This window comes from Turicibacter bilis (assembly GCF_024499055.1).
GTDB classification, from domain to species: Bacteria; Bacillota_I; Bacilli_A; order MOL361; family Turicibacteraceae; genus Turicibacter; species Turicibacter bilis.
This window is the reverse complement of sequence record NZ_CP071249.1, coordinates 1,013,655-1,037,429: the sequence shown is the minus strand read 5'-3', so window position 1 is coordinate 1,037,429 and position 23,775 is coordinate 1,013,655. Positions and strand designations below refer to the sequence as shown.

At 34.8% G+C, this 23,775-nt stretch carries 19 protein-coding genes, 1 tRNA gene and 2 pseudogenes; 19 read left to right on the top strand and 3 right to left on the bottom strand.

Features of this window, described 5'->3' with window-relative positions; genetic code table 11:
• Positions 1–296 precede the first annotated feature (296 nt).
• From J0J69_RS04820 to J0J69_RS04785, 8 genes are all read left to right on the top strand, one after another.
• Complete coding sequence (locus J0J69_RS04820) at positions 297–1,454, top strand: YecA family protein (RefSeq protein WP_212723469.1); 1,158 nt, start codon at positions 297–299, stop codon at positions 1,452–1,454.
• 131 nt (positions 1,455–1,585) lie between these two features.
• Entirely contained in the window at positions 1,586–3,511 is a 1,926-nt protein-coding gene (locus tag J0J69_RS04815) for a peptidase U32 family protein (RefSeq protein WP_068758920.1), read from the top strand.
• Positions 3,512–3,524: 13 nt separating this feature from the next.
• Complete coding sequence (locus J0J69_RS04810; RefSeq protein ID WP_068758919.1) at positions 3,525–4,799, top strand: aspartate aminotransferase family protein; 1,275 nt, start codon at positions 3,525–3,527, stop codon at positions 4,797–4,799.
• 84 nt (positions 4,800–4,883) lie between these two features.
• Positions 4,884–4,974: transfer RNA gene (locus J0J69_RS04805), tRNA-Ser, on the top strand.
• A 63-nt stretch (positions 4,975–5,037) separates the two neighbouring features.
• Positions 5,038–6,030: a LacI family DNA-binding transcriptional regulator gene (locus tag J0J69_RS04800; protein WP_068758918.1), complete on the top strand. Its 993-nt coding sequence runs from the start codon at positions 5,038–5,040 to the stop codon at positions 6,028–6,030.
• A 399-nt stretch (positions 6,031–6,429) separates the two neighbouring features.
• A complete protein-coding gene (locus tag J0J69_RS04795) occupies positions 6,430–7,869 on the top strand; it encodes a sucrose-specific PTS transporter subunit IIBC (RefSeq protein ID WP_055305984.1) in 1,440 nt (479 codons plus the stop codon).
• 97 nt (positions 7,870–7,966) lie between these two features.
• On the top strand, positions 7,967–9,439 hold the full coding sequence (locus J0J69_RS04790; RefSeq protein ID WP_212726101.1) for a glycoside hydrolase family 32 protein: 1,473 nt from the start codon (positions 7,967–7,969) through the stop codon (positions 9,437–9,439).
• 14 nt (positions 9,440–9,453) lie between these two features.
• Entirely contained in the window at positions 9,454–10,401 is a 948-nt protein-coding gene (locus tag J0J69_RS04785; protein ID WP_068758914.1) for a carbohydrate kinase family protein, read from the top strand.
• A 141-nt stretch (positions 10,402–10,542) separates the two neighbouring features.
• On the opposite strand, the gene J0J69_RS04780 is transcribed toward J0J69_RS04785, so the two are convergent.
• Positions 10,543–11,607: an ISL3 family transposase gene (locus tag J0J69_RS04780; RefSeq protein ID WP_256637950.1), complete on the bottom strand. Its 1,065-nt coding sequence runs from the start codon at positions 11,605–11,607 to the stop codon at positions 10,543–10,545.
• Positions 11,608–11,674: 67 nt separating this feature from the next.
• Here J0J69_RS04780 and J0J69_RS04775 point away from each other — a divergent pair.
• Positions 11,675–13,005, top strand: a protein-coding gene (locus J0J69_RS04775) for an IS3 family transposase (RefSeq protein ID WP_370456843.1) whose coding sequence is annotated in 2 segments (ribosomal slippage) — positions 11,675–12,076 and positions 12,079–13,005 — 1,329 coding nt in all. Because the reading frame shifts where the segments join, the coding sequence is not laid out codon by codon here.
• Here the strand turns inward: J0J69_RS04775 and J0J69_RS04770 are convergent.
• Complete coding sequence (locus tag J0J69_RS04770; RefSeq protein ID WP_256637934.1) at positions 12,938–13,312, bottom strand: transposase family protein; 375 nt, start codon at positions 13,310–13,312, stop codon at positions 12,938–12,940. The two genes, J0J69_RS04775 and J0J69_RS04770, sit on opposite strands and share 68 nt — an antisense overlap.
• Positions 13,313–13,586: 274 nt before the next feature.
• On the opposite strand from J0J69_RS04770, the gene J0J69_RS04765 reads away from it, so the two are divergent.
• From J0J69_RS04765 to tnpA, 5 genes and pseudogenes are all read left to right on the top strand, one after another.
• Entirely contained in the window at positions 13,587–13,880 is a 294-nt protein-coding gene (locus tag J0J69_RS04765) for a hypothetical protein (protein WP_212726087.1), read from the top strand.
• 73 nt (positions 13,881–13,953) lie between these two features.
• Complete coding sequence (locus J0J69_RS04760; protein WP_212726086.1) at positions 13,954–15,036, top strand: hypothetical protein; 1,083 nt, start codon at positions 13,954–13,956, stop codon at positions 15,034–15,036.
• A 118-nt stretch (positions 15,037–15,154) separates the two neighbouring features.
• Positions 15,155–16,021 (top strand): patatin-like phospholipase family protein, encoded by an 867-nt coding sequence (locus J0J69_RS04755; RefSeq protein ID WP_055245259.1) that lies wholly within the window; start codon positions 15,155–15,157, stop codon positions 16,019–16,021.
• 187 nt (positions 16,022–16,208) lie between these two features.
• Positions 16,209–17,315: pseudogene (locus J0J69_RS04750) on the top strand (AI-2E family transporter).
• A gap of 182 nt (positions 17,316–17,497) precedes the next feature.
• A pseudogene (gene tnpA / locus J0J69_RS04745) lies at positions 17,498–17,966 on the top strand (IS200/IS605 family transposase).
• Between the two features lie 180 nt (positions 17,967–18,146).
• On the opposite strand, the gene J0J69_RS04740 reads toward tnpA, so the two are convergent.
• The gene (locus tag J0J69_RS04740; RefSeq protein WP_212724829.1) at positions 18,147–19,421 is read right to left on the bottom strand and encodes a DUF1576 domain-containing protein; all 1,275 of its coding nucleotides are present in this window, start codon (positions 19,419–19,421) and stop codon (positions 18,147–18,149) included.
• 395 nt (positions 19,422–19,816) lie between these two features.
• On the opposite strand from J0J69_RS04740, the gene J0J69_RS04735 reads away from it, so the two are divergent.
• The 5 genes from J0J69_RS04735 to queA all read left to right on the top strand — a co-directional run bounded on the left by J0J69_RS04735 (position 19,817) and on the right by queA (position 23,754).
• Complete coding sequence (locus J0J69_RS04735) at positions 19,817–20,710, top strand: formate/nitrite transporter family protein (RefSeq protein ID WP_256637933.1); 894 nt, start codon at positions 19,817–19,819, stop codon at positions 20,708–20,710.
• A 147-nt stretch (positions 20,711–20,857) separates the two neighbouring features.
• Positions 20,858–21,418: a Holliday junction branch migration protein RuvA gene (gene ruvA, locus J0J69_RS04730; RefSeq protein ID WP_055244457.1), complete on the top strand. Its 561-nt coding sequence runs from the start codon at positions 20,858–20,860 to the stop codon at positions 21,416–21,418.
• 18 nt (positions 21,419–21,436) lie between these two features.
• On the top strand, positions 21,437–21,628 hold the full coding sequence (locus J0J69_RS04725; protein ID WP_055244458.1) for a hypothetical protein: 192 nt from the start codon (positions 21,437–21,439) through the stop codon (positions 21,626–21,628).
• Between the two features lie 16 nt (positions 21,629–21,644).
• Positions 21,645–22,646 carry a Holliday junction branch migration DNA helicase RuvB gene (ruvB, locus tag J0J69_RS04720; protein WP_055244460.1) on the top strand — a complete coding sequence of 334 codons (1,002 nt, stop codon included), beginning with the start codon at positions 21,645–21,647 and terminating at the stop codon, positions 22,644–22,646.
• A gap of 76 nt (positions 22,647–22,722) precedes the next feature.
• Positions 22,723–23,754 (top strand): tRNA preQ1(34) S-adenosylmethionine ribosyltransferase-isomerase QueA, encoded by a 1,032-nt coding sequence (queA, locus tag J0J69_RS04715; protein WP_055244462.1) that lies wholly within the window; start codon positions 22,723–22,725, stop codon positions 23,752–23,754.
• The last annotated feature ends 21 nt before the right edge of the window (positions 23,755–23,775 follow it).

Here is a 23,775-nt window from a genome sequence, read left to right as displayed (position 1 = left end):
AGGAAAAAATAGCTCCCAATAGTTCATAAGTGTGTATAACATTTCAAAAAAATATAACAAAGCCATTTATTTCACTCCTTTTTTTTTGTATAATACGAATAGTTTGCATTTTTAACGGAGAATTTATAAGCTAAAAAATATATTTTTCTACATTTTTCGTGGTTAATTCGCGAAAAAGCAACAAAATGTGAGTGAAATGTAGAGGCGTTTTATATTATTTTCTTTTGCAATTTGAATTATTATATGGTACAGTATAAATTTCGAGTTGACTTTTCTTTTGTAAGGTGGGATTACTGATGCAAAATATGAATGATATTATTAAAGAATCGATGATTGCCAATGCGATTAAATGTAATTATGATGAGAGTTTTGAAACAATTTTAAATAAATTAAAGAAACCTGAATTAAAAGCAATCGTGGATGCACATGGTTTAAAAGGATGTTCATCATTAGCTAAAGGTGGATTAATTGAGCGTATCAAATCAACATTAGCAGATTCAGCTCGCTTAGAGTATATTCTTTGTGGATTAGATGACGTCATGATGAGTGATTTCGTAATGCTCGCAAATGAAACGTATGTATCTGTTGATGATGTCATGAGCGGATGCGTTCATATTTTATATAGCCTAGGATATGTTTTACCAGTTATGAATGGTAAAGAGGTTGTTTATGTGATGCCAGAAGTGGTAAAAGAGGCTTACCAATCAATTGATCAAGCAGCTTTAGAAGAGGCTAAAGTTCGAGTTGATTTAGTTTACTTATATATGAAGGCGCTAGTAAATTTATATGGAGTTTGTGAGTTCAATCAGTTAATTTCAGTGTTCAATCAATATGAAGCACCAGAATTAACAGCAGAAGAAGCATTAAACGTGTTATTCTGTAAACTAACATTCAAGGGTGATGTTCAATCATTCGGTCCATTATTAGTAAGCGATGTATTATTAATTGATTCAGAGATGGATGCTGTTGCACTATATGACATGCAACAAGATAAACCTTATTACATGCCAACGAAAGAAGAGGTTATGCAATTTGGTACAGATCAAGGGGAGTGGACACCACAACTAGAACAAGTTTGCAAATTCATTTCTGAAAATATTTGTGATGATGTAAATGTGGCACGTGAAATTGCACATGAAATGGGTGTCGCCTTCACTTATAAATATCAAGCGAAATTAGCTTTTATGGCACTTGAAAGTCGTGGAATTGAAATTGAATCATACAATGTTGGACAAGCATTAATGATTTTATTAATGGATGCTTTCAACTATGCACGCACATGGGAAAGTAAAGGATTCCGTCAAGTGGATCAAGAAGCTACTTCATTAAATGACGCACAATCTAATCAAGTCGTTGTCCCAATGATTAATCCAATGAAATCAACAAAAGTTGGACGTAATGAACCATGCCCATGTCAAAGCGGTAAAAAATACAAAAAATGTTGTGGACGTTAATATCGAAAAAACACCAGTAGAGCCTTTTGCTCATTGGTGTTTTTTTGTAGGTCTTATGTGGATGACTTAGAATTAAGTCGAAAAAATGATATAATAGAGGAGATATTTTATTAAAGTATAAGGGGAGTTATATGAGTCGATATTTTAATCAGCAAGAAGTCGAATTACTTGCGCCGGCAGGAAATTTTGAAATTTTCAAGCAGATTCTTCATAGTGGAGCAGATGCATTTTATTTAGGTGGAAAAATTTTAAATATGCGTCTGCATCGTAAAGATTTTAATTTTTCGAATGATGAGATTGTCAAAGCAATTCAGATGGCACATGAACTTGGAAAGAAAGTTTATGTCACGGTAAATAATTTATTAAGCTCTGAAGATCTGCTAGAGACAGAGCATTATTTACGTTTCTTAGAATCAGCAGCTCCAGATGCGATTATTGTACAAGATATGAGTATTATTGCGCTCGTGCAGAAGTTAAAGTTAAAGTTAAATATTCATGCATCAGTCATGATGAATGTTCATAACTTAGAGACGATTAAAAAGTTACGTGAACTAGGTGTGACGCGTGTAGTGACATCACGAGATATTGATTTAAACACTGTCAAATTATTCTCTGTTCAAACAGATATGGAGTTTGAGTACTTTGTTCATGGTGATATGTGTGTGGCACATGGGGCACAATGTACATATAGTGGAATTTTGTTTGGAAATAGTAGTAATCGTGGACGATGTATGAAACCTTGTCGTTGGGGATATAAAATTAATCATGGGAATTTACAATATAATACAACTTTCCCGATGGCAGTGAAAGATATGTATATGTATGAACATATTCCAGAATTAATTGATGCCGGAGTTGTTTCATTTAAGATTGAAGGGCGTATGAGAGATGCAGAGTATTTAATTGGGATTATTAATAGTTATCGCGATGCGATTGATCGATACATTGATGATCCTATCGTCTATGACCGTAAAAAAGAATCTCAGACATTATTTAATAATCGTAAACGTGATTTTTCGACAGCTTATGCGTTTGGAAAACCAGGTTTAAGTAATATTAATGAACGTTACGAGGGGACTGGAAAATTTTATAGTACGGGGAAAGTCTTTAGTAAACCAGTTAATGAACTTGATCTAACACAAAAGCGTGTCGAAGAAATTCAAGAGGCATTCACTATTGAGGGAATCTCACATCATCAACCAACATTAAGTGTAAAAGTAAATAACTACGCCTCTGCTTTAATGGCCATTGAAGAGGGTGTCGATTATATTTATTTATCGGGCGAGGTTTTCCAACCTAATTTGCCGTTTAGTAAAAAGGAAATTAAAGATTTAACTTCACAAAAAGGACAATCAAAAATTTATTTAGGGTTACCGACCATGATGTATGAGGATGATTTTGCAAGATATCAACATTTATTGACGGATCAAGATTTAGGAATTGATGGACTACTCGTGACAAACTTAGGAAGCATGCATAAGTTTGGATCATTAGGATATTCAATGCGAGGGGACCATGCCTTAAATATCTATAATGCAATTGCAGCTAACTTTTATCAGCAATTAGGTTTAAGCACAGGAACTATTTCAAATGAGTCACCAGTTAAAAATACAAAAGAATTAGTGACTCAAACTCAATTACCGATGGAAATGGTTGTTCATGGTTCACCAGTTGTCATGTATATGAGTCATGATTTATATGAAAATACAAAAGTGATGGCACCAAGTGAACAGAAAGGGCGTCAGTATCAAGATGCCAGACCATTACTTTTAATTGATGATAAAAATAATGAACATCCTGTTTATCGCGATAATAAAGGAAATAATCACATGTTATTATCAAAAGAATTGTGTTATTTACCATTATTAAAATCACTTCATGAATTAGGTGTAAAGACATTTAGAATTGAAGGATGTCATTATGAATTAGAGACGTTAAGAATGATTATTCAAACGTATAAAAAAGCAATCACAAATTTAGAAGAGTGTCAGAATCTATTTAAATCATTAAACTATGATCATTTAGGGTTTACGCTTGGAGCATTAAATTTTAATTAAGGAGAGGTCATTAATGATTGGCGCTAATCAAATAATTGAGAAAAAGAAAGAATTCTTACTTCCGTCATCTCATCGTAATCACTTTTATGCGAATCCTCCGCAAATCGTAAAAGGAAGTATGCAATTTTTATATGATGATCAAGGAAAAGAATATTTAGATTTCTTTGCGGGTGTTTCGGTGATGAACTGTGGGCATTGTAATCCAGAAATTTTAGAAAAGACGATTCAACAAATGCAAACCTTACAGCATACGACGATTATTTATTTAACAGAGGAAATGGTTCAGTTAGCTGAGAAACTTGCTTCGGTCTTACCGGGTGATTTACGACGTTCATTCTTCTGTTGTACAGGTTCTGAAGCAAATGAAGGGGCAATGTTACTTGCACGTTTATATACAGGAAAAAATGAGTTTATCGCGTTAGAGAATGGCCTACATGGACGTACCTACTTAACGATGAGTGCAACAGGAATACCAATGTGGCGAGCAGATCCAGATTTATCACCTAAGGTTCACTTTGCAAAAACGGTGTGGGATAGTAACACTGATTTAGAACAAGCTGCAAAAGCGTCAATTGAAAGCATCAAAGAAATTATTCAAGCACGTGGTGCTAATCATATTGCAGCCCTAATCGCAGAACCGATTCAAGGGAATGGGGGAATTATTACTCCACCTGCTTGGTACTTTAAAGAGTTAAAACAATTATTAGAAGATAATGGAATTTTATTAATTATTGATGAAGTTCAAACTGGATTTGCACGAACTGGTAAAATGTTTGCGATTGAGCATTACGATGTGGTGCCTGATATTATGACAGTGGCCAAAGCATTAGGAAATGGGATGCCAATTTCAGCATTCTGTACGACGGATGAAGTAGCAAAGGCTTTTACTAAACCATCGGCATCGACATTAGGGGGAAATCCTGTTTCATCTGCGACTGCGCTTGCCGTGCTTGATTATATTGAAAAATATGAGTTATGTGAGACAGCCGCTCATTTAGGAGAGATGTTAAAAGAGGGACTCATTGCTCTTCAAGCTAAATATTCATTAATTAAAGATGTTCGTGGCATCGGCTTAATGTTAGGGGCGGAGCTAGTTAAAGAAGACGGACAACCTGCTTCAGAGGAAACAGATGTCATTTTAGAAAAGTTAAAGGATCGTGGGATTATCGTTGGAAAGAATGGATTAAATCGAAATGTATTAGCCTTCCAACCGCCACTAGTCATTACGGAAGCAAATGTTCAAACATTACTTCATGAGTTAGATGAGGTATTAGCAGAACTTCAATAAAAGGATAGAGAGTACTCTTAAACTGAGTACTCTTTTTTCTAACAACCTATTCTAAAAGATAATGGCATGATATAATTTAAAGATGGAAAGGTACTCAAGTGGCTCAAGAGGATGTCTTGGAACGGCATTAGGACGAGAAATCGTCGCGAGGGTTCGAATCCCTTCCTTTCCGCCAGTATGAAAATAATATGAGAGGTTCATAATCGATCATTAGGATAAATAAAGGTGTGATTGAAACGTGTCAACGATAAAAGAGGTAGCCAAACGAGCTGGTGTCTCGGTTGGAACTGTCTCGAAAGTGATTAATAATATTGAAGTAAAGCCAAAAACGAAACAGGCGGTTGAATTGGCTATCAAAGAACTAAATTATCAGCCAAATGTCTATGCGCGTGGTTTGAAAGTTAGCCGAACGAATACGGTGGCACTCATTTTACCAACCGTCTGGCATCCTTTCTTTGGTGAATTGGCTTATAACATTGAAAAAAATTTAAGACAACATGAGTATAAAATGATTCTTTGTAATTCCGAAGGTGACTATTTAACCGAATTATCTTATCTGACGATGGCAAAACAGAATCAAGTAGATGGGATTATTGCGATTACATATAGTGATATTGAACATTATGTTTCATCGAATATTCCATTGATCAGTATTGACCGCTTTTTTAATGATGAAGTACCTTATGTGAGTAGTGATAACTTCTTAGGTGGCCAGTTAGCCGCAAAACATTTAGATGAAGCGGGATGTCAATCACTGTGTTTTATCGGAGCTGGTTCTAAGAAAGAAAATACAACAAGGAATCGAAAAAAAGGATTTATTGATTACTGCGAAAAATATCAAAAGACCTATGAGATCTTTGATTTAATTGGCAGTCAATCTGAGTTTCATGAGAAAATGGAGCAGTTTTTACTAGAAAAAATTATTAAAGAACATTCAATTGATGGAATCTTTGCCGTAACAGATGCCTATGCTTTAGAAGTGATTAATTTTTTAGAAAAACATCAAATTTCAATTCCAGATGACGTACAGATTATTGGTTTTGATGGGGTGAAATCCTCTAAACATGATCAAATTGAAATTTCAACGATTCGTCAACCGATTGAAGAGATAGCTAAAGAGAGTGTTGCAGCAATCATTCATTTGATTAATAAAGAAACGATTGAAAAAGAAATTCTTTTACCTGTACACTTTATCCAAGGGAATACAACGAAACGACAAAAAGACAGCTAATCGAAAAAAGAGGCTGTCTTTTTTTATGGATTAGATTCTGAGTAACTTTCCTATACATAGTGAGCGTGTTATTGATGATTTTTGAATGACGGTTGCTTAATATATACAAATAGATTTATAGAATATCAGACTTAGTATCATTAAACATGTTTCAATCAGATCGCTTCTTATAGAATTAATCTTCATTAAAGTGAAAGATACTATGAAAAAAGTAAGAACGGATAGAACTTAGACTAAATGAAAACATTTTTTGAAAACGTTAAAAAATGTTGACGGTTACAAAAAAATATATTATGATTATACCATAGAAAGTGAAACGTTTCATTTTTAAGTGAATGAGTAGTTTCTTTTTTAGGAATAAAAATGAAACGTTTCATTTTTATATAAGGAGGAATCAGTATGGCAAATAATCAATACCTTGAAGCTGCAAAACAAATTGTTGCTTTTGTAGGTGGGGAAAACAACGTCATTCGTGTTGCAAGTTGTGCCACACGTTTACGAGTTGTTGTAAAAGATGATAAAAAAATTGATGTTGATCAAATTGAAGCAATGGATCTTGTTAAAGGAACATTTAATAATGGAGGGCAATTTCAAGTTATTTTAGGAACGGGGATTGTGGATCAAGTTTATCGTGAGTTTGTGCAAGTAACTAATATTCAAGAAGTTAGTAAAGAAGAATTAAAAGAAGCAGCTGGATCAAAGTTAAATGTCTTCCAACGTATGCTAAAATCGTTAGCTGATGTGTTTGTTCCTATTTTACCAGCTTTAGTTGCTGCTGGTTTATTAATGGGATTAAATAACGTCTTAACGGCACAAGGGTTATTCATTGAAGGGAAGTCTTTAGTTGAAGCTTATCCGCAAACGGCCGATTTAGCTGAGATGATTAACTTATTCTCAAATGCAGCCTTTACGTTCTTACCAGTGTTAATTGGATTCTCAGCGACTAAAATTTTTGGAGGAACACCCGTTCTTGGGGCTGTTATTGGGGCAATCATGATTCATCCAGATTTATTAAATGGATATGATTATGGACAAGCCTTATTAGATGGTACAGTTCCAGCATGGAATATTTTTGGTTTTGAGATTGCAAAAGTAGGTTATCAAGGAACGGTATTACCAGTTATCGTATCATCATTTGTTTTAGCTAAGATTGAACAACGATCACGTAAAATTGTACCAGCAATGTTTGATAACATCATTACACCATTAGTTTCAGTGTTATTAACGGCAGCTTTAACATTTATCATCATTGGACCTGCAATGCGCGTGGTAGGAGATGGACTAACAGAAGCTGTAATGTGGTTATTCTTTAGCTTAGGCCCAGTCGGGGGAGCAATCTATGGTGTAGCTTATCCATTATTAGTAATTACAGGGATGCATCACTCATTAGTAACTGCTGAGACGCAAATTTTGGCCAATATCGGAACATTAGGCGGGTCACCAACCTTTGCGGTTGTTGCAGCATCAAATGTGGCGCAGGGAGCGGCTGCTTTAGCCGTGATGTATCTCATGAAGCGTAATGCAAAGATGAAGAGCTTGGCTTCAGCAGCTGGAGTATCTGCTTTACTTGGAATTACAGAACCAGCGGTGTTTGGGGTTAACTTAAAGTTTAAATATCCGTTTATTGGAGCTTTAATTGGTTCGGCTGTTGCCTCTGCTTACTGTACGTTTATGCAGGTTTTATCAGTTTCTCCTGGACCAGCAGGAATTCCTGGAGTTATTGTGATTCGTCCAGAATCAATGATCCAATACATGGTGACTTTAGTAATCGCATTTGTGATTGGATTCATTGCGACAGTGATTTTAGCCAAATTATTTAACAAAAAACAAAATGTTTAATTAACAAAATGACTGCTTTAATTTCTTTGGAGATTAAAGCAGTTTATATTAGTAAGAATAAAATAAAACGATTACTTTTTTAAGGAGTGTGCAGAAGATGGAGTGGACGAGAGAACAGCGTTATCGACGCATCGAAGAGGTATCAAAAGAAGAGTATGATGCATTAAAACAGCAGGTTAGTCAGTGTTGTTACCGACAAACATATCATAATCAACCAATTACAGGTTTATTAAATGATCCGAATGGATTTAGTTACTTTAACGGGGAATATCACATGTTCTATCAATGGTTCCCATTAGGTCCTGTACATGGGGTGAAGTATTGGTATCATACGACATCAACGGATTTAGTTCATTGGAAAGATTGTGGGATTGCTTTAGAACCCGATCGTTCTTTTGATAGTCATGGTGTATTTTCCGGGACAGCGATTGAACATGATGAAAAATTATATTTAATGTATACAGGGAATGCGCGTGATGAAGAGTGGGTTCGTTATCCAACACAATGTTTAGCAATTATGGATAAAGAAGGGCATATTGAAAAATATCCAAAGCCTGTGATTAAGGCTGCGCCTGAAAATGTAACCGAGCATTTTAGAGACCCTAAAGTTTTCAAGATTGATGAATCATTTTATTGCTTAGTTGGAGCTGAAATAGATGATCATCAGGGAACAGTCGTTTACTATGAGTCAAAAGACCTAATTCATTGGAATTATAAAGGAGAAGTTCAGACCCAGTTTAAAGGGAACGGCTTTATGTGGGAATGCCCAGACTACTTTACTCAAAATGGTAAAGGTGTTATAATTATATCGCCTCAGGGAATGGAACCGGAAGGAGATAAATATCAAAATATTTTCCAATCAGGGTATTTAATTGGTGAAGAAATTAATTGGGAAAATGGCGTATTTAACCATGGATCATTTACAGAGTTAGATCGCGGATTTGAATTTTATGCTCCTCAGACAATGCTTGATCCAAAAGGTAGACGCATTTTAGTTGGTTGGTTTGGACTCCCAGGTATTGATTGTGTGAGTGATGAATCTGGTTGGGCGCACTGTTTAACACTACCTCGTGAGCTAGAAGTAGTAGGTGATAAATTGTTACAAAGGCCAGTAAAAGAATTACAACAGCTACGAGGGAATCGTGTTGAGGTGAGTACTCACTTACAAAATGAAGTGAAGTCATTTATCGGATTTAATGGGCAAGTCTATGAATTATTCTGTGAGTTTAGTGACTTTGAAGCTCAGGAACTAGGGGTTAAGCTTCGTACGAGCCAAGAAGAAGAAACGCTCTTCTATTATGATACACAGAATAAAAAGCTAGTCTTAGATCGTTCGAAATCAGGTCGTACTTGCGGAAACGAATTTGGATCACAACGTAAATGTGAATTCGAGACAGACAAGTTAACGCTACAAATTTTTGTTGATACATCATCAGTTGAAATCTTCGTTAATGATGGACAGGAAGTCTTCTCAACACGAATTTTCACGAAAGAGGAAAGTACAGGAATTGAATTCTTTACAGATGGAACAGCAAAATTAGAGGCAAAAATCTGGGAACTAAATAAGTAAGAAGAGGTGTAAATATGGCAAAAGTAATCTGTCCTGGTGAAGTATTAATTGATTTTATCTCACTTGAAAATGGAAAAAAGTTAGTTGATGTTGAAAAATTCCAAAAAAAAGCTGGGGGGGCGCCAGCAAACGTTGCAACTGCTCTTGTGAAATTAGGGGCATCGGCTGAATTTGTAGGAGCTGTTGGAAAAGATTCATTCGGAAAATTTTTAATTGAAACATTAGAACATTATAAAGTTGGAACGTCACATGTGATTGAAGATCCTAATTTAGGAACAACGATTGCTTATGTTTCAATTGATGAAGACGGAGAGCGTGATTTCGAGTTTATGCGTGGTGCAGATGGAAATATTTCACCTGAACAAATTAATTTCGAAGCATTTAATGATTGCAAAATTGTTCACTTAGGTAGTGCGACAGCTTTACTTGGAGCTCAATTATATGAGGTTTATCAAGCCTTTATTGATTTTGCAACTAAAAATGACAAATTTATCTCATTTGATCCAAACTATCGTGATGCCTTATATCATGATAAGCAAGCGTTATTCGTGAAACATTGTAAAGAAGTCATTAAACATGTAGACTTAATTAAAGTGTCTGAAGAAGAAGGACAAATTATTACAGGCGAAGAAAATCACGAGAAAATGATTGCTGCCCTACATGCATTAGGAGCAAAAATTGTTACCTTAACATTAGGTAAAGAAGGATCATTAGTTTCAATTGAAAAAACATATAAGGTTGAAAGTATGCCAGTTAAGATGATTGATTCGACTGGAGCAGGAGATGCGTTTATTGGAGCATTATTATCTCAAATTGCGAATTTAGAGCAACCAAAAAGTATTCTAACTGATGAAGCAATGTTAGTTGACTTTACGAAAAATGCGAATAAAGTTGGGGCCTTAACAACGACTAAATTAGGTGCTTTAGATTCCATTCCATCATGGGATGAAATTACAGCCTAGTATTATAGATGATGTCAAAAAAGAAGGAATCGCGAGACTTAATAGTAGATAAAATTTAATAGTAAGAGAAGTCATCTAAGTTAATTGGCTCTTTGTCAACTGGTGTGGGTGAAGAAATTTTATACCTGTAATCGTGAGGGATTAAGCTGCTCGTTGAGCAGTTTGATTCCTTTTATTTTTTTGTTCAAAGGTGTACTTATGGATAATCAAAATTCTAGCTTTGAAATGATAGAAACTACGGTATCCAAAGGCCATGCGTTTAATCACTTTAATCTTGTTATTAATCCCTTCAAGCACTCCATTGGTATAAGATGTTTCAATCGTATTTTTGATATAATCTTGGTAGTTAGTTAATGTTTTTAAAGCTGTTTTCATTTCAGGTGAAAGTAAGTCAGAGGGGTTTTGAATGGCATGATGAAAAGCATCAAAGTTGCGAAGTTTGATGGCCTGTTTGATGGTTTGATAGAAGTCATAAGTCGCTTTTAATTCAGGATCTAAAGCGAGTAAAAAGTCGATGATTTCTTGTTGAGAAATCTGCTTTTTGAAACAGTTAGAATAGAAGTAGTGGGTAGAATGGATATCCTCTTGGGCTTTTAATAAAAGGCGCCAATAATGTTTGAATTTATTGTAGAATTCTTTGTTTTGGTTCATGAAGCGAATACGAGTTTTATTGAGGGCACGAGATAAAAGTTGAACGACGTGGAACTTATCTAAAACAATTTTAGCGTTGGGAAACACCTCTTTAATGAGTGTCATATACGGAGCATACATATCAATAACAACGTGAGTTACACCTTTACGGGCCTCCTTAGAAAATCGCATGAAATAAGGTTTTAAAGTGCTTAGACGACGGTCTTCAACGATATCAATTAACTTCCCATTAGAAGCATCACAAAAAATGAATGACATAGCCCCTTCCGCTGATTTGACCGACTTAAACTCATCAAAACAAAGCACCTTTGGAAGAGAGTTAAAATGAAGGGGTTGTTCCTCGTACGATGTATGAATGATCCGATTGACCGTTGAATGGGATACGTTGAGTTCACGGGCAATATCTGACTCGGATTTTTTATGGCTAGCCTCTAGGAAAATAGCTTGTTTAAGGGGATTAGAAAGGTAACAATTAGATTCCACAAGAGAGGTTTTAAGCGTAAAGGTACGATCACAATGATGGCATTTAAAATGTACCCTAGAGAGTAGACAGATAAAAAAAGTCTACCCTCTAGGGTCTTTTTGGTATAATATAAACTATTAGATTTTGGGAGGATTTTAGATGAGCAAGAAGTTATTTACACCACAAGAGATTGAACAACTCAAACAAAATGAATATGTTAAGTCAGTGTCTGAAAAAGGGATTACTTATACGAAAGAATTTAAGGAGAACTTTATTATGATGAGCGAGAAAGGAAAGTTTCCACGAGAGATATTCGAATACTATGGATTTAATGTTGCGATGCTTGGCATGCAGCGTGTGAATTCTGCAGCTAAACGTTGGAAACAAGCCTTTAAAACTCAGGGGCCATTAGGATTGGATGATAGTCGTACCAAGAATTCTGGAAGGCCTCTAAAACGAGAGTTAACGATAGAAGAACAATTATTACGTACGCAAGCTGAATTAGAAGTTTTAAAGATTGAGAACGAATTATTAAAAAAGTTGAGACTCATGAGAAAAATGCTCGAATAGTCTCTAAAGAAGTAAAGTTTCAAATGATTCATCAAGTAGTGAGTCAGACATCAACTAAATTTAACTCTTTAATTTCTCATTTATGCGATAGTCTTGGTGTTTCAAGATCAGGTTATTATCGTTATTTTTCGTCATGTGCTGAAGAAGCACGTTTAAAGCGATTAAAAGAGGAACAACAACGTTTAGAAGTTATTCAACAGGCCATTCATTTCAAGGGACGAAAAAACAAGGGAATTCGCCAAGTAGCGATGGTTCTTAAAGGAGAATTCAACATCGCCTTTAACCTAAAATCTATTCATCGAATCATGAAAAAATATGGATTATTGAGTCAAGTTCGTCGCAGCAATCCCTATCGTAAACTCGCTAAAGCGACGCAAGCACATCGCGTCTGTCCAAATCTTGTTAACCGTCAATTTAGGCCATCAGAACCTTACAAAGTTCTATTAACCGATATCACTTATTTAAAATATGGAAAGGGTCAGACTGCCTATCTCTCGACCATTTTAGATAGTGCAACGAATGAAGTTTTAGCTTTTCAATTAAGTGATAATTTAAAGATAGATTTTGTTCTCCAAACACTGAACCAACTTGAAGAAAATCCGACTGTCCAATTAACGAAAGAAACGATTATTCACTCCGATCAGGGCGTGCACTATACGAGTCCACAATTTTCGAATCAATTAAAGGAATTGGGAATTCAACAATCGATGTCTAGAAAGGGTAATTGTTGGGATAACGCTCCACAAGAATCATTTTTTGGGCATCTAAAAGATGAAGCAGATATAACAAATCAACTGACATTTGATGATTTACTCATTGAAATTGAAGATTATATGGATTACCATAACAACTTTAGATATCAATGGAATTTAAATAAGCTGACTCCTGTAGGATACAGAAATCAGCTTCAAGTTGCTTAGTTTTTTTTCTTTGTCCTTGACAAAGGGTACAGATTAATTTATAGCGTTGCTTTTTTAAATCGAGATAGGTATCAAAGCCAGAGAGTTTCATCATCTTAATACGAGAGGTTTTGAAGCCGTGTTTAATGATTTGTGAGTCAAAGAGATGACCACAGTTGTAACAATGGGTCGGTTGAAAAGAGAGGATACCAGAAATCACCTTAGAGCGGATCCCGTTAATCTGAACATCTTTCATCCAATTTTCTGAAAAAGTAATATTTTTATCTTTTAAATCGAGTAAAGTTAAGATACAATTATTGTGAGACATAAACCCAATCCTTTCGTGTTTTTTTGGTCAATTACATGGTATAGAATTTGGGACGTGATGTCTCTTTTTTTATACTTATTTTTTATTCCAAATAAAAGAAGTGTGGGAATCACCCACACCAAATATTATAGAACCAGTTAATTAACCTAGATTACTTCTCTTTTTTATGCCTTTTGATACGTTTAAGAAAAGTGTGCATGTTTTCAAGGCATATTTCTCTTTCATTGAAATAGGATGTATTGAAGTCGTATTGAATGAAGTAGGAGGAGACACTATGGAAAGAAATTTTAAACGTATTAGAATTGTTGTTGTTCAGCCTGATGAGCAAGTTTATTTTGATCGATATTATACTGATCCATTAGTAGCCATGGATAAGTTTAATTACTTTTGTCAACTAGCGAAAATTAATTACCCACAAGAAGTTGAGTTCGCGATGGAACGGACCGCTTTATATAATGAAATGACGGCATATTTTCCATATAATGAAATTAATCCATCGAATCAATCAGGATTTGTTCAAGTCTCGATGTATTTTGAGGTCGATCGTTTACAAGTCGTAGATTTATAGCCGTATTACATATTTCTCGTCGGATTCTCATATAATGTAGCAAGCAAGAGTGAACTAATGGGGGATGAGGTGAATGAGACATTTAAATCCGACGTTATATGAAGTTATTTATGATTGGTTTCATCAATTACCTATGGATTATGAAGCTAAAAAAGAAGGAAATACTCATAATAATTTAAAAAATAGTCAAGAAGCGATTATTGCTTGTTTAGTTGAGCAATTTCCAAGAAGTTATCGTGAAGCTTATGAAGTTTATCGTGATTTATTTAGTCAAATTGATATTTTTTCAGTTTATGATGAATTAGAAGAAATGAATATGCTAGCTTTCGGAACGGGGTCTGGAGGGGATGTGTTTGGACTTATTCATGCCTGTGAATCTTTTTTTAGAGGAAAGCGAATTAATATTTTTACGGTAGAAGGAAATAAAGATGCATTAAGAAGTCAAATCAATTTATTTCGGCAACATGTTCAGTTAAACTTAGTAGAAAATGATATTAATCTAATTCCGATTCCAGTTGTGATTGAACCCGGTTTTGTTAAGTTGATGACTGAATTGAAAAAGCGCTGTTTTAAAGCTTACGGCGTACAAAAATTTGATTTAATTCAAAGTTTTAAGTGGATGAATGAGCAATCGATTCGAGGACGATTACGCTTTTATGATTTATACACTTGGATTAATGACTGGTTATTACCTGATCGATTAGCTGTTATTTTAGAGGATGCAAGCCCTGTTTCGAACCATAAATGTGATCAACAAGTCTCAATGCGAGCAATTAATGATTTTGTCTTTTTTTGCAAACATCAATGGCGTAAAAATCAATTGGTGGCCTTAACGCCAACACCTTGCATTGCAAGAAAGCTAAATGGGAATAAAGCCATGCAGTGTCGAGGGTGTAGTGGATGTTATGATGAGATGGAGGCGTATATAAAATTAGCTGATCAAAAATCATATTCTTGGCAAAGTAATTGTGTGTTCGTAATGAAGTTAGCAACTGGGGAGCTTGGACAAAGATTAGCTGCCAACTTACAAGATGAAAGTGTCGGTTATCAGACTGCTACTCATATTGGTGAACATCCGAATCGCTTTTGTACACTAGATGCGAAAGTATCAGCGAATCAACAAGCAAATGCTTTTATCATTAATCAACGTTTGTAAAAAAGTTAGTGCTATATTATGAATAGCACTAACTTTTTTTGTTGAGAAAAAGTCAATTTAAGCACATAGCTTAGTCAAATTTCATAACTTATGTTAGATAGAAAGGAGGGATTAGACGATGAGAAATATAGGATTGGTTTTATGTGGTGGAGGGGCAAAAGGAGCTTATCAAGTCGGGGTAATACGTGTTCTTGAAGAGTTTGGATTACTTGATGAAGTGCAAGCAGTAGCAGGGGCCTCTATCGGTGGGATAAATGGTGCTTTGTTTTTACAATATACACCTGATGAAATTGAAGAGTTTTGGCTCCGTTGCCCATGGTCATCTGTATTTTCCGTGAGTAAAGAAAATATGAAACGAATGAATCAGATTATTGATTCCATGAATAGACGCCAGCTATCCCCCTTTTTTGGAATGATGAATTTAGTAGGTGTAGCCAATACCGTTGACTTACCTCTTAAACGAACAGGATTTGAGAAAGCCTTTCGTTATTATTTAAATCCAAGTTTAATTCAAAGCAGTGACATTGATTTATATGTCTCTTGTGGGCGAATGAAAACGACGGAGCGACGATTTTTTAAGCTGAATGATTTAAGTTCAAGGGAAATGAAAGATGCCTTGCTTGCGACAACGGCCGTTCCGGGTTTGTATGAACCTGTTTATATAGAGGGAAGTTATTACGTCGATCCAATGAAGTATGAACGTGCACCGGTGCGACCTTTACTGTCAACCGATTGTGAAACGATTATTATTGTATATTTAGATTCACGCTCACGAATTAATCAACCAATGATTGAGGGGAAACGAATTATTGAGATTTTCCCAACTAAAGAGCTCGGTAATGGAATCTATGGTTCTTTTGATTTTAGACCCTCTGTATTGAAGTATTACATGGAATTAGGGAGTGAGGATGCTTACCGTATCTTATATCGTGTCTTAAGGAAAAATCCAAAAGCTCCACATCGAGTGAAGATTACAAATAACTGACTTTATATAAGAAGCAGTCTTTTTTTGTACATCGTAAAATCGATAGATAGCCTACGTATGATGTTTTAAAATGTTAATTTAATGTGCTCAGTATAAATGGTGAATTCATTGCTGTCTCAGTTGATTTAAATACTTTCAACTCGCCTATAATATAGTAAATGATAAATTTGAAGAAGCGGGATAAGGTATGACGAAACAGAGCATGAAATATATTTTTATATTCATTATTGCTGCAATTTTATTTTATCGATTTACAGAGCGCCCACAACTGTTTTATGATTTTTTTGGATTTATGTGGAGATTGTTTCGGCCATTTTTTATTGGTATTTTATTAGCGGTCTTGGTAAATCCTATTGTTAAGTGGTTAGGGGAATATTTTAAATTTCCAAGAGCTCTAAGTATACTTTGTACTTATTTATTAGGTTTAATTTTTATTGTGGTTTGTTGTCTACTTGTTGTTCCTTCATTTATTGTTGGAATTTCAGATTTATTTTTAAAGACGAGTACTTATTTAAATTCTATAGAGGAGGAGAATTGGCTCTATCAATTCATGCAAAATACTCCATATATTGAAGAGATTATCTTTTATGTTCAGGAGAATATTCATAATATCACTAAAAATATGATTGCGTTGCTTAATAGTTTATCTACGTCTTTATTTACTTCTGTGATGGGATTGGCGTCGGAAGTTTTTAATTGGTTTTTTGGAATTACAATTTCTATTTACCTGATCATTGATTAAAAGAAGGTTTTACATGCATTTGAACAGTTTTTAATGGCCTATGTGCCGAAGTATAAGCACCGTATTATTTATTTTGTTAGATTTGCTTATCGAACCTTTCAAGATTATATGATTGGACGATTGGTCGATTCGTTTATTATTGGATTGATTGCTTTCGTTGGGTTTTATCTATTAAAGACGCCATATGTACCACTGTTTGCATTTACTATTTTTATTACGAATATTATCCCTTATTTTGGTCCGATTATTGGAACTATTTTCCCTATCTTTATGACCTTGTTAATTAATCCGATGCAAGCGATTTGGGTAGCTCTTTTTATCGTGCTATTGCAGCAGCTTGATGGGAATGTGATTGGACCTAAAATTATGGAAGATCGTGTGGGCTTATCTCCCCTTTGGATTATTTCTGTTGTTATTTTAGGAGGCACTATGTTTGGTTTTGTTGGATTTTTCCTAGCAGTTCCGGTTTCAGCAGTGATTAAAGAAGTTTATGATTTATTAATTAGCGAACGATTAACTGGTTTACAAGAGAACTTATTTGAACAATATTAAAGAATAGGAAAGGCTGTCACACTATGTAGCGGTGACAGCCTTTTTTGTATAAATGAAAACCACCTGCTATGCAGGTGGTTCCGGAAAGCTTTTAGCGTGGTATTAAAAATAAAAAACCTCCTAATGTGAAAAGATAAGATAGGTTTCCCGACCACCAAATCAACACATTAGGAGGTTATCCCATGAAGGACAATAACAGTTTAGCACATACAACGTGGAACTGTAAATATCATATTGTATTTGCTCCAAAGTATAGAAGACAAGCGATCTATGGAAAGTATAAACAGAGCATTGGACAAATTATTAGAGAGTTATGTGAAAGAAAAGGGGGAGAAATCCTAGAAGGAAATGCCGGTCGAAATCATATTCACATGCTAGTGAGTATACCACCCAAATTAAGGGTATCGGCGTTTATGAGATATTTAAAGGGGGAAAAGTAGTTTGATGACAGTTGATAAACATGCGCCTTTAAAGTATAGATACGGAAATCGTAAATTTTGGTTTAGAGGATACTATGTCGATATCGTAGGAAGAAATAGAAAGAAGATTGAAACATATATATACTACTATAATCATAAACGAATCAAAATAAAATTGGCTGGCATGAGTCCAGTACAATACCGAATACATACCAGCCAATGGGCTGCTTAGTATTTAGTTCAACATTTGGGGTGCACATCAGTTCTACTGGTGTTTTTTTTAATCAGTTAATAGGTTATGTAAGAAGCTGTAATTTTCGTCCATCGTAAAAAATTTACTACTTCTATCGTAGGGCTGTGTGAAGGACTGTTTATGATTTTAAGTCTGATGCAGTCAATGGCTACTATTCATCTATTTTGATATATGACGTTTAAAAGCTTCTATTAAAGGAACGAGAATAGAAGCAACGATTCCTGCAGAAAAACCATTGTTATAGAGGTTTAATCCGGCATGAAGTTGGCCAATATGTAGGACGACGGATGAGTGTAAAAACCCCGCTAAGATTCCAAAAAACCAACCATATGTACCAGCGATAGGTGCTAGTGCAGTTCCAAATAAGGAAGCTAGTAAGATGGAGGGATCATTAATAGACCATACTTTAACTAAAGATCCAATGATGATTCCAATCATGATAGGGATAATATTTTTCAAATGTTTTCCGTATGCACCGAATCCAATGACAGCAAAGATTCCGCCTAGCGTCGGTCCATTCAATTGACCACCTACGATTAAAATATAAGAAGTGACCATAATCCCATTTAACCCCATATTAATTAAGGTGGCACTAAAGCCTTCTAGTTGGATAAAGTCTGTTGATAACTTACCGCTATGCGTCATAATTTGTTTGAACTGAAGAAATGCATCAGCGTGACTAAAGTAGCCAACTACGAGAAGACTAGCACATAAAAGATATAAATAAAGGGCAAGCAGCATGTTATAATCTTCTCCCCAAATTAGTTGAGAAGAAGGATGATAGCCAAATGATTTAAAGAGTGCGACTAAGACAGTAATAATTAACCCCGCTGAAAATCCGACATTATATAGATTATATCCTTCATGAAGTTTAAAAAAGTGAAGGGCTAGTGGCGGGAGAATGAATCCAATTCCAATTCCTAGGATGATTCCAAGAATTAAGCGAAACGGGAATGAAAGGGTGGCATGAAAAATAATTTCTGTCACAATTGGGGCCATTGCGGTTCCAAATAAGGCAATGTATAAAAGTGGACCAAATGGTTGACGGTGATATTTAGCATATAAATATACTCCTGTAATGATCGTCCAAACATTTAAAATATTTTTTCCTAAAAATGAAAATCCAGCGATTAAAAATAAAGCAGCGAAAGTTGCACCATTAAACGGAACATGATGGCGGTTTAATAAATAAATGAACAAGAGCGTTAATACCCCCGAATTAACGAAGGCAGCACCAATACCACCAACGACTAGATAGTCTGTAATGAGTGAATCGGGATGAATAATAATGTCATAAATTCCTTGCATAATTTCAATAGGATGAGTGGTGATAAAGCCAAAAATAATTAATGAACAGGCAATCAATGTCATGGTTATAGTTTTTTGACTTTCAATCCACGATCGCTCTTTTTGTTTATTCCTTGAATTTCTCATTAAATTCCTCTCCCCTTAAAAAAAATAAAATCGCTTTATATTTTTAGTTTATCATATGAAGAGAAAAAGTATGAAAGGTTAAGTACGAAAATAATTTTTTTCAACTTAAACTAAATTTTGAATACGTAACTCTGTTTAAATGATAGATTTCTAGAGATGTGATATCTGAATAAACACCTGCCAAATGAGTAAAGAAAAGGATTAAATTCATTTTTTTAAAGTAATAAGAAATCGCTTGGTGTAGATAAATAGTTTTCCTTACTTGTTGTAATCTAATAGTAGAATGAGTTAAAATCCCTATAAAATCAATAATTTTAACAAAAAAGGTAATTGATTCTACTATTCTATTCTTAATATGAAATAAAATCGTTTTCGTAAAGAGATTTGTAGAAAATATGTTTGAAAAAAGTATGAAAAAATGTTATTTTATTAAAGGAATTTTATCTCAAATGAAAGTTAGAAAAATACTAGGATACAAAAATGGAGGAAAGTATATGCAACAGCCACGTATGTTATCAGCTAAAGAGATTGCCAATGAAGTAGTTGAAGTTGGTAAGTATAAAGTATCACGTAAGAATAGTGTCGTTATCATCTCAGGGATGTTAGCTGGATTATTCATCGCCTTAGGGTACACAGTATATTTATTAGTATATGGACAAATGGAAAACCATTTTGTCGGGAAGCTTATTGGAGCATTCTTATTCCCAGTTGCTTTAATTTTAATTTTATTAACAGGAGCAGACTTATTTACTGGTAATACATTAATCGGTAAGGCGTATTTCAAAAAAGAAGTAAAACTATCAGCGTTTATTAAAAACTTAGCTTTAGTTTGGATTGGAAACTTATTAGGGACTTTATTAGGAGTTGCCTTATTAACAGGTGCACATTTATTTACTAATGGTGTTGGTCCAGGAGTAGCAGATAGTATTCGTCATATTGCTGAAGTAAAAATCAATACTTTATCAACTTCAGAAGTCTTTTTCCGTGCAATTCTATGTAATATCTTAATTGCAGGTGGGGTATATGTTGCTTATGCTGCTAAAGATGTTGCTGGTAAATGTATTTTAAATATTATCGTTGTTGCAGTATTCGCAATTATGGGTGTAGAACACTGTATCGCGAATATGTTTGTCTTATCAATGGCTAAAGTATTAGGTGCTGATATTTCTTATGCAGGTATGGCATGGAACATATTCATTGCAACAATCGGTAACATTATTGGTGGATTTGTCATTGTTGTTCCTTATTACTATAACTTCATCCATAGTTACAAAAATAGACAACACTAATTTAAAATAGTTTGTAAGGTATTAATTCAAATGAAGATTTGGATTAATACCTTTTTTTAAGTTTATAAATAGAACTAACGTTTGTTTTTGTCCTCTTTTTAGACAGCTGTTTTTATGTTATAATGAAGCGATAAAGAGGTGATGTCGATGTTTGCATATTTAAAAGGATATGTTGCTTATAGTGGAAAAGATTTTGTGGTGATTGATGTGAATGGTATAGGGTATAAAGTTTATACAGCTAATCCATATGAGTTTAGAAAGGAAGAAGAGGTTCAAGTATTTACGCATCAAGTTGTATCAGAAAATGATATGAGCTTATATGGATTTAAAACAATGGAAGAGCATGATTTATTTATTAATTTAATTAGTGCCCGTGGAATTGGGCCAAAAACAGCATGTGCAATTTTGGCGATGAAGGATATGAGTGGTTTACGTCAGGCTATTGAGAATGGGGATGCAAAATATTTATGTAAGTTCCCTAAAATTGGGCCGAAGACAGCTCAGCAAATTATTTTAGATTTAAAAGGAAAATTAGTTGTTCCTGATGCTGCTTTATTTATGAATAACAGCTTAGCAGAAGCTCTTGAAGCATTACAAGCATTAGGGTATGGTGATAAAGAGTTAACAAAAGTTAAGACTGCATTTAAAGATATTGATGCTTCAGTAGATGAGATTATTAAAAAAGGTTTACAATTACTTGTTAAATAATTAAGGTAGGGATTTAGAATGGGGGATAAACAACGAGTTAATCCATTTGCAATTGGAGGAGCTTTTGTTCAGTATTGCATCGATCATCATATTTTAGAGGTCGAAATTTTAGGAAATGACATTAAATATTATCTCACTGAAAAGGGTGAACAAACATTAGAAAGTCAGTTTGGTATTGTTTTAACATCTTGTGCAAAAATAAATGAATGAGAAAGTAGGTAGGAGCATGACAGAAGAACGCTTAGTGACACCTGATGAAATGATGGAGGATGAGTCAGAGTTAAGTTTACGTCCAGAACGATTAAATCAGTATATTGGTCAAACAGCTGTTAAAGAAAATTTGCGTATTTTTATTGAAGCTGCTAAAAATCGTAATGAATCATTAGATCATGTTTTATTATTTGGACCTCCTGGACTTGGGAAAACAACTTTAGCAACAATTATTGCGAATGAGATGGGGGTTAATATTAAAACAACTTCAGGTCCAATGATTGAACGTAGCGGGGATTTAGCTGCCATTTTATCGGTTCTAGAACCAGGTGATGTTTTATTTATTGATGAGATTCATCGTTTACCAAAAAGTATTGAAGAGGTTTTATATCCGGCGATGGAAGATTATGTACTAGATATTGTGGTAGGAAAAGATGAGTCAGCACGTTCGATTCGTGTAGACTTAGCACCATTTACGTTAGTGGGAGCGACGACACGTGCAGGAGATTTATCAGCTCCACTTCGTGATCGCTTTGGTGTGATTAATCGTCTTGAATACTATAATGAAGAACAGTTACAATCCATTGTTAAGCGAACAGGAATCGTTTATGAAACTCCAATTGATGATCAAGCATCACTTGAGCTAGCGCGCCGTTCACGTGGAACACCACGTATTGCGAATCGATTATTCCGTCGTGTGCGTGATTATGCGCAAGTGATGGGAGATGGAGTGATTACGCATGATATTGCCCAGTTAGCCCTAGATCGTTTGGACATTGATTCATTAGGTCTTGATTATGTCGATCATAAATATCTAATGGGGATTATTGAACGCTTTGGTGGAGGGCCTTGTGGAATTGAAGCGATTGCTGCGTCAATTGGGGAAGAGCCACAAACGCTTGAAGATGTTTATGAACCCTATTTACTTCAATTAGGATTTATTAAGCGAACACCACGTGGTCGTGTTATCACACCACAAGCCTGTGAACATTTAAAGGTACCATATCCGTTAAAATAAAGATTGAAAAATGAGGATATTTGGTAGATAATTTATAAAGAGCTTTAAATTTTGCAACATAGAAAGTTGGTGTGTTATGCGAGTAGAACAATTCGATTTTGAATTACCTGAAGAATTAATCGCACAGACTCCGTTAAAAGATCGCGATACATCGCGCTTAATGGTTTTAAATAAAAAAACGGGTGAAGTTAACCATGAAGTTTTTCATGATATCATCAATCATTTGCGCCCAAATGATACGTTAGTTTTAAATAATACGAAAGTCATGCCGGCTCGTTTAATTGGACAGAAGCCTGATACAGGAGCTAGTATTGAAGTATTGCTTTTAAAACAAGAAGAGCAAGATTGTTGGGAAACGCTCGTGAAACCGGCAAAACGTGTGAAAATTGGAACGATTGTTGAATTTGGTGATGGTCGTTTAAAAGCCGAGTGTATCGGAACAGGTGATATGGGGAAACGTATTTTTAAATTCGTTTATGAAGGGATTTTCTACGAAGTATTAGATTCATTAGGCGAAATGCCTTTACCTCCATATATCACAGAGAAATTAGATGATCGTGATCGTTATCAAACGGTTTTCGCGAAAGAAATTGGATCAGCAGCAGCTCCAACAGCAGGGTTACATTTTACGACGGAATTATTAGATCAAATTAAGGCTAAAGGGATTAATATTACTTATGTCACTTTACACGTTGGTCTTGGAACATTCAGACCTGTTTCAGTTGATAGTGTTGAAGAACATGATATGCATGCTGAGTTCTATCAAATGTCTCAAGAGACTGCTGATGTTTTAAATGCGACACATGAAAAAGGTGGACGTATTATTACAGTTGGGACGACATCAACACGTACCCTTGAAACGATTGCACGTGATCATGGGAAATTTATTGCATGTGAAGGATGGACAGATATTTTTATTTATCCACCCTATCAATTTAAAGGGATTGATGGAATGATTACAAACTTCCATTTACCTAAATCAACCTTAATTATGTTAATCTCAGCTTTAGCGGGACAAGAATCAGTGATGAATGCTTACCGTATTGCTGTTGAAGAAAAATATCGTTTCTTTAGTTTTGGAGATGCGATGTTAATTATTGAAGAGTAGCAACTAAGATAGTAAAAGTGA

Excerpts from the sequence above, each read along its gene's own strand:
- ruvA (WP_055244457.1), top strand. The coding sequence starts at position 20,858 with ATGTTTGCATATTTAAAAGGATATGTTGCTTATAGTGGAAAAGATTTT.
- J0J69_RS04810 (WP_068758919.1), top strand. The coding sequence starts at position 3,525 with ATGATTGGCGCTAATCAAATAATTGAGAAAAAGAAAGAATTCTTACTT.
- ruvB (WP_055244460.1), top strand. The coding sequence starts at position 21,645 with ATGACAGAAGAACGCTTAGTGACACCTGATGAAATGATGGAGGATGAG.
- J0J69_RS04815 (WP_068758920.1), top strand. The coding sequence starts at position 1,586 with ATGAGTCGATATTTTAATCAGCAAGAAGTCGAATTACTTGCGCCGGCA.
- J0J69_RS04725 (WP_055244458.1), top strand. The coding sequence starts at position 21,437 with ATGGGGGATAAACAACGAGTTAATCCATTTGCAATTGGAGGAGCTTTT.
- J0J69_RS04790 (WP_212726101.1), top strand. The coding sequence starts at position 7,967 with ATGGAGTGGACGAGAGAACAGCGTTATCGACGCATCGAAGAGGTATCA.
- J0J69_RS04740 (WP_212724829.1), bottom strand. The coding sequence starts at position 19,421 with ATGAGAAATTCAAGGAATAAACAAAAAGAGCGATCGTGGATTGAAAGT.
- J0J69_RS04735 (WP_256637933.1), top strand. The coding sequence starts at position 19,817 with ATGTTTGAAAAAAGTATGAAAAAATGTTATTTTATTAAAGGAATTTTA.
- J0J69_RS04795 (WP_055305984.1), top strand. The coding sequence starts at position 6,430 with ATGGCAAATAATCAATACCTTGAAGCTGCAAAACAAATTGTTGCTTTT.
- J0J69_RS04760 (WP_212726086.1), top strand. The coding sequence starts at position 13,954 with ATGAGACATTTAAATCCGACGTTATATGAAGTTATTTATGATTGGTTT.
- J0J69_RS04755 (WP_055245259.1), top strand. The coding sequence starts at position 15,155 with ATGAGAAATATAGGATTGGTTTTATGTGGTGGAGGGGCAAAAGGAGCT.
- J0J69_RS04820 (WP_212723469.1), top strand. The coding sequence starts at position 297 with ATGCAAAATATGAATGATATTATTAAAGAATCGATGATTGCCAATGCG.
- J0J69_RS04785 (WP_068758914.1), top strand. The coding sequence starts at position 9,454 with ATGGCAAAAGTAATCTGTCCTGGTGAAGTATTAATTGATTTTATCTCA.
- queA (WP_055244462.1), top strand. The coding sequence starts at position 22,723 with ATGCGAGTAGAACAATTCGATTTTGAATTACCTGAAGAATTAATCGCA.
- J0J69_RS04765 (WP_212726087.1), top strand. The coding sequence starts at position 13,587 with ATGGAAAGAAATTTTAAACGTATTAGAATTGTTGTTGTTCAGCCTGAT.
- J0J69_RS04770 (WP_256637934.1), bottom strand. The coding sequence starts at position 13,312 with ATGTCTCACAATAATTGTATCTTAACTTTACTCGATTTAAAAGATAAA.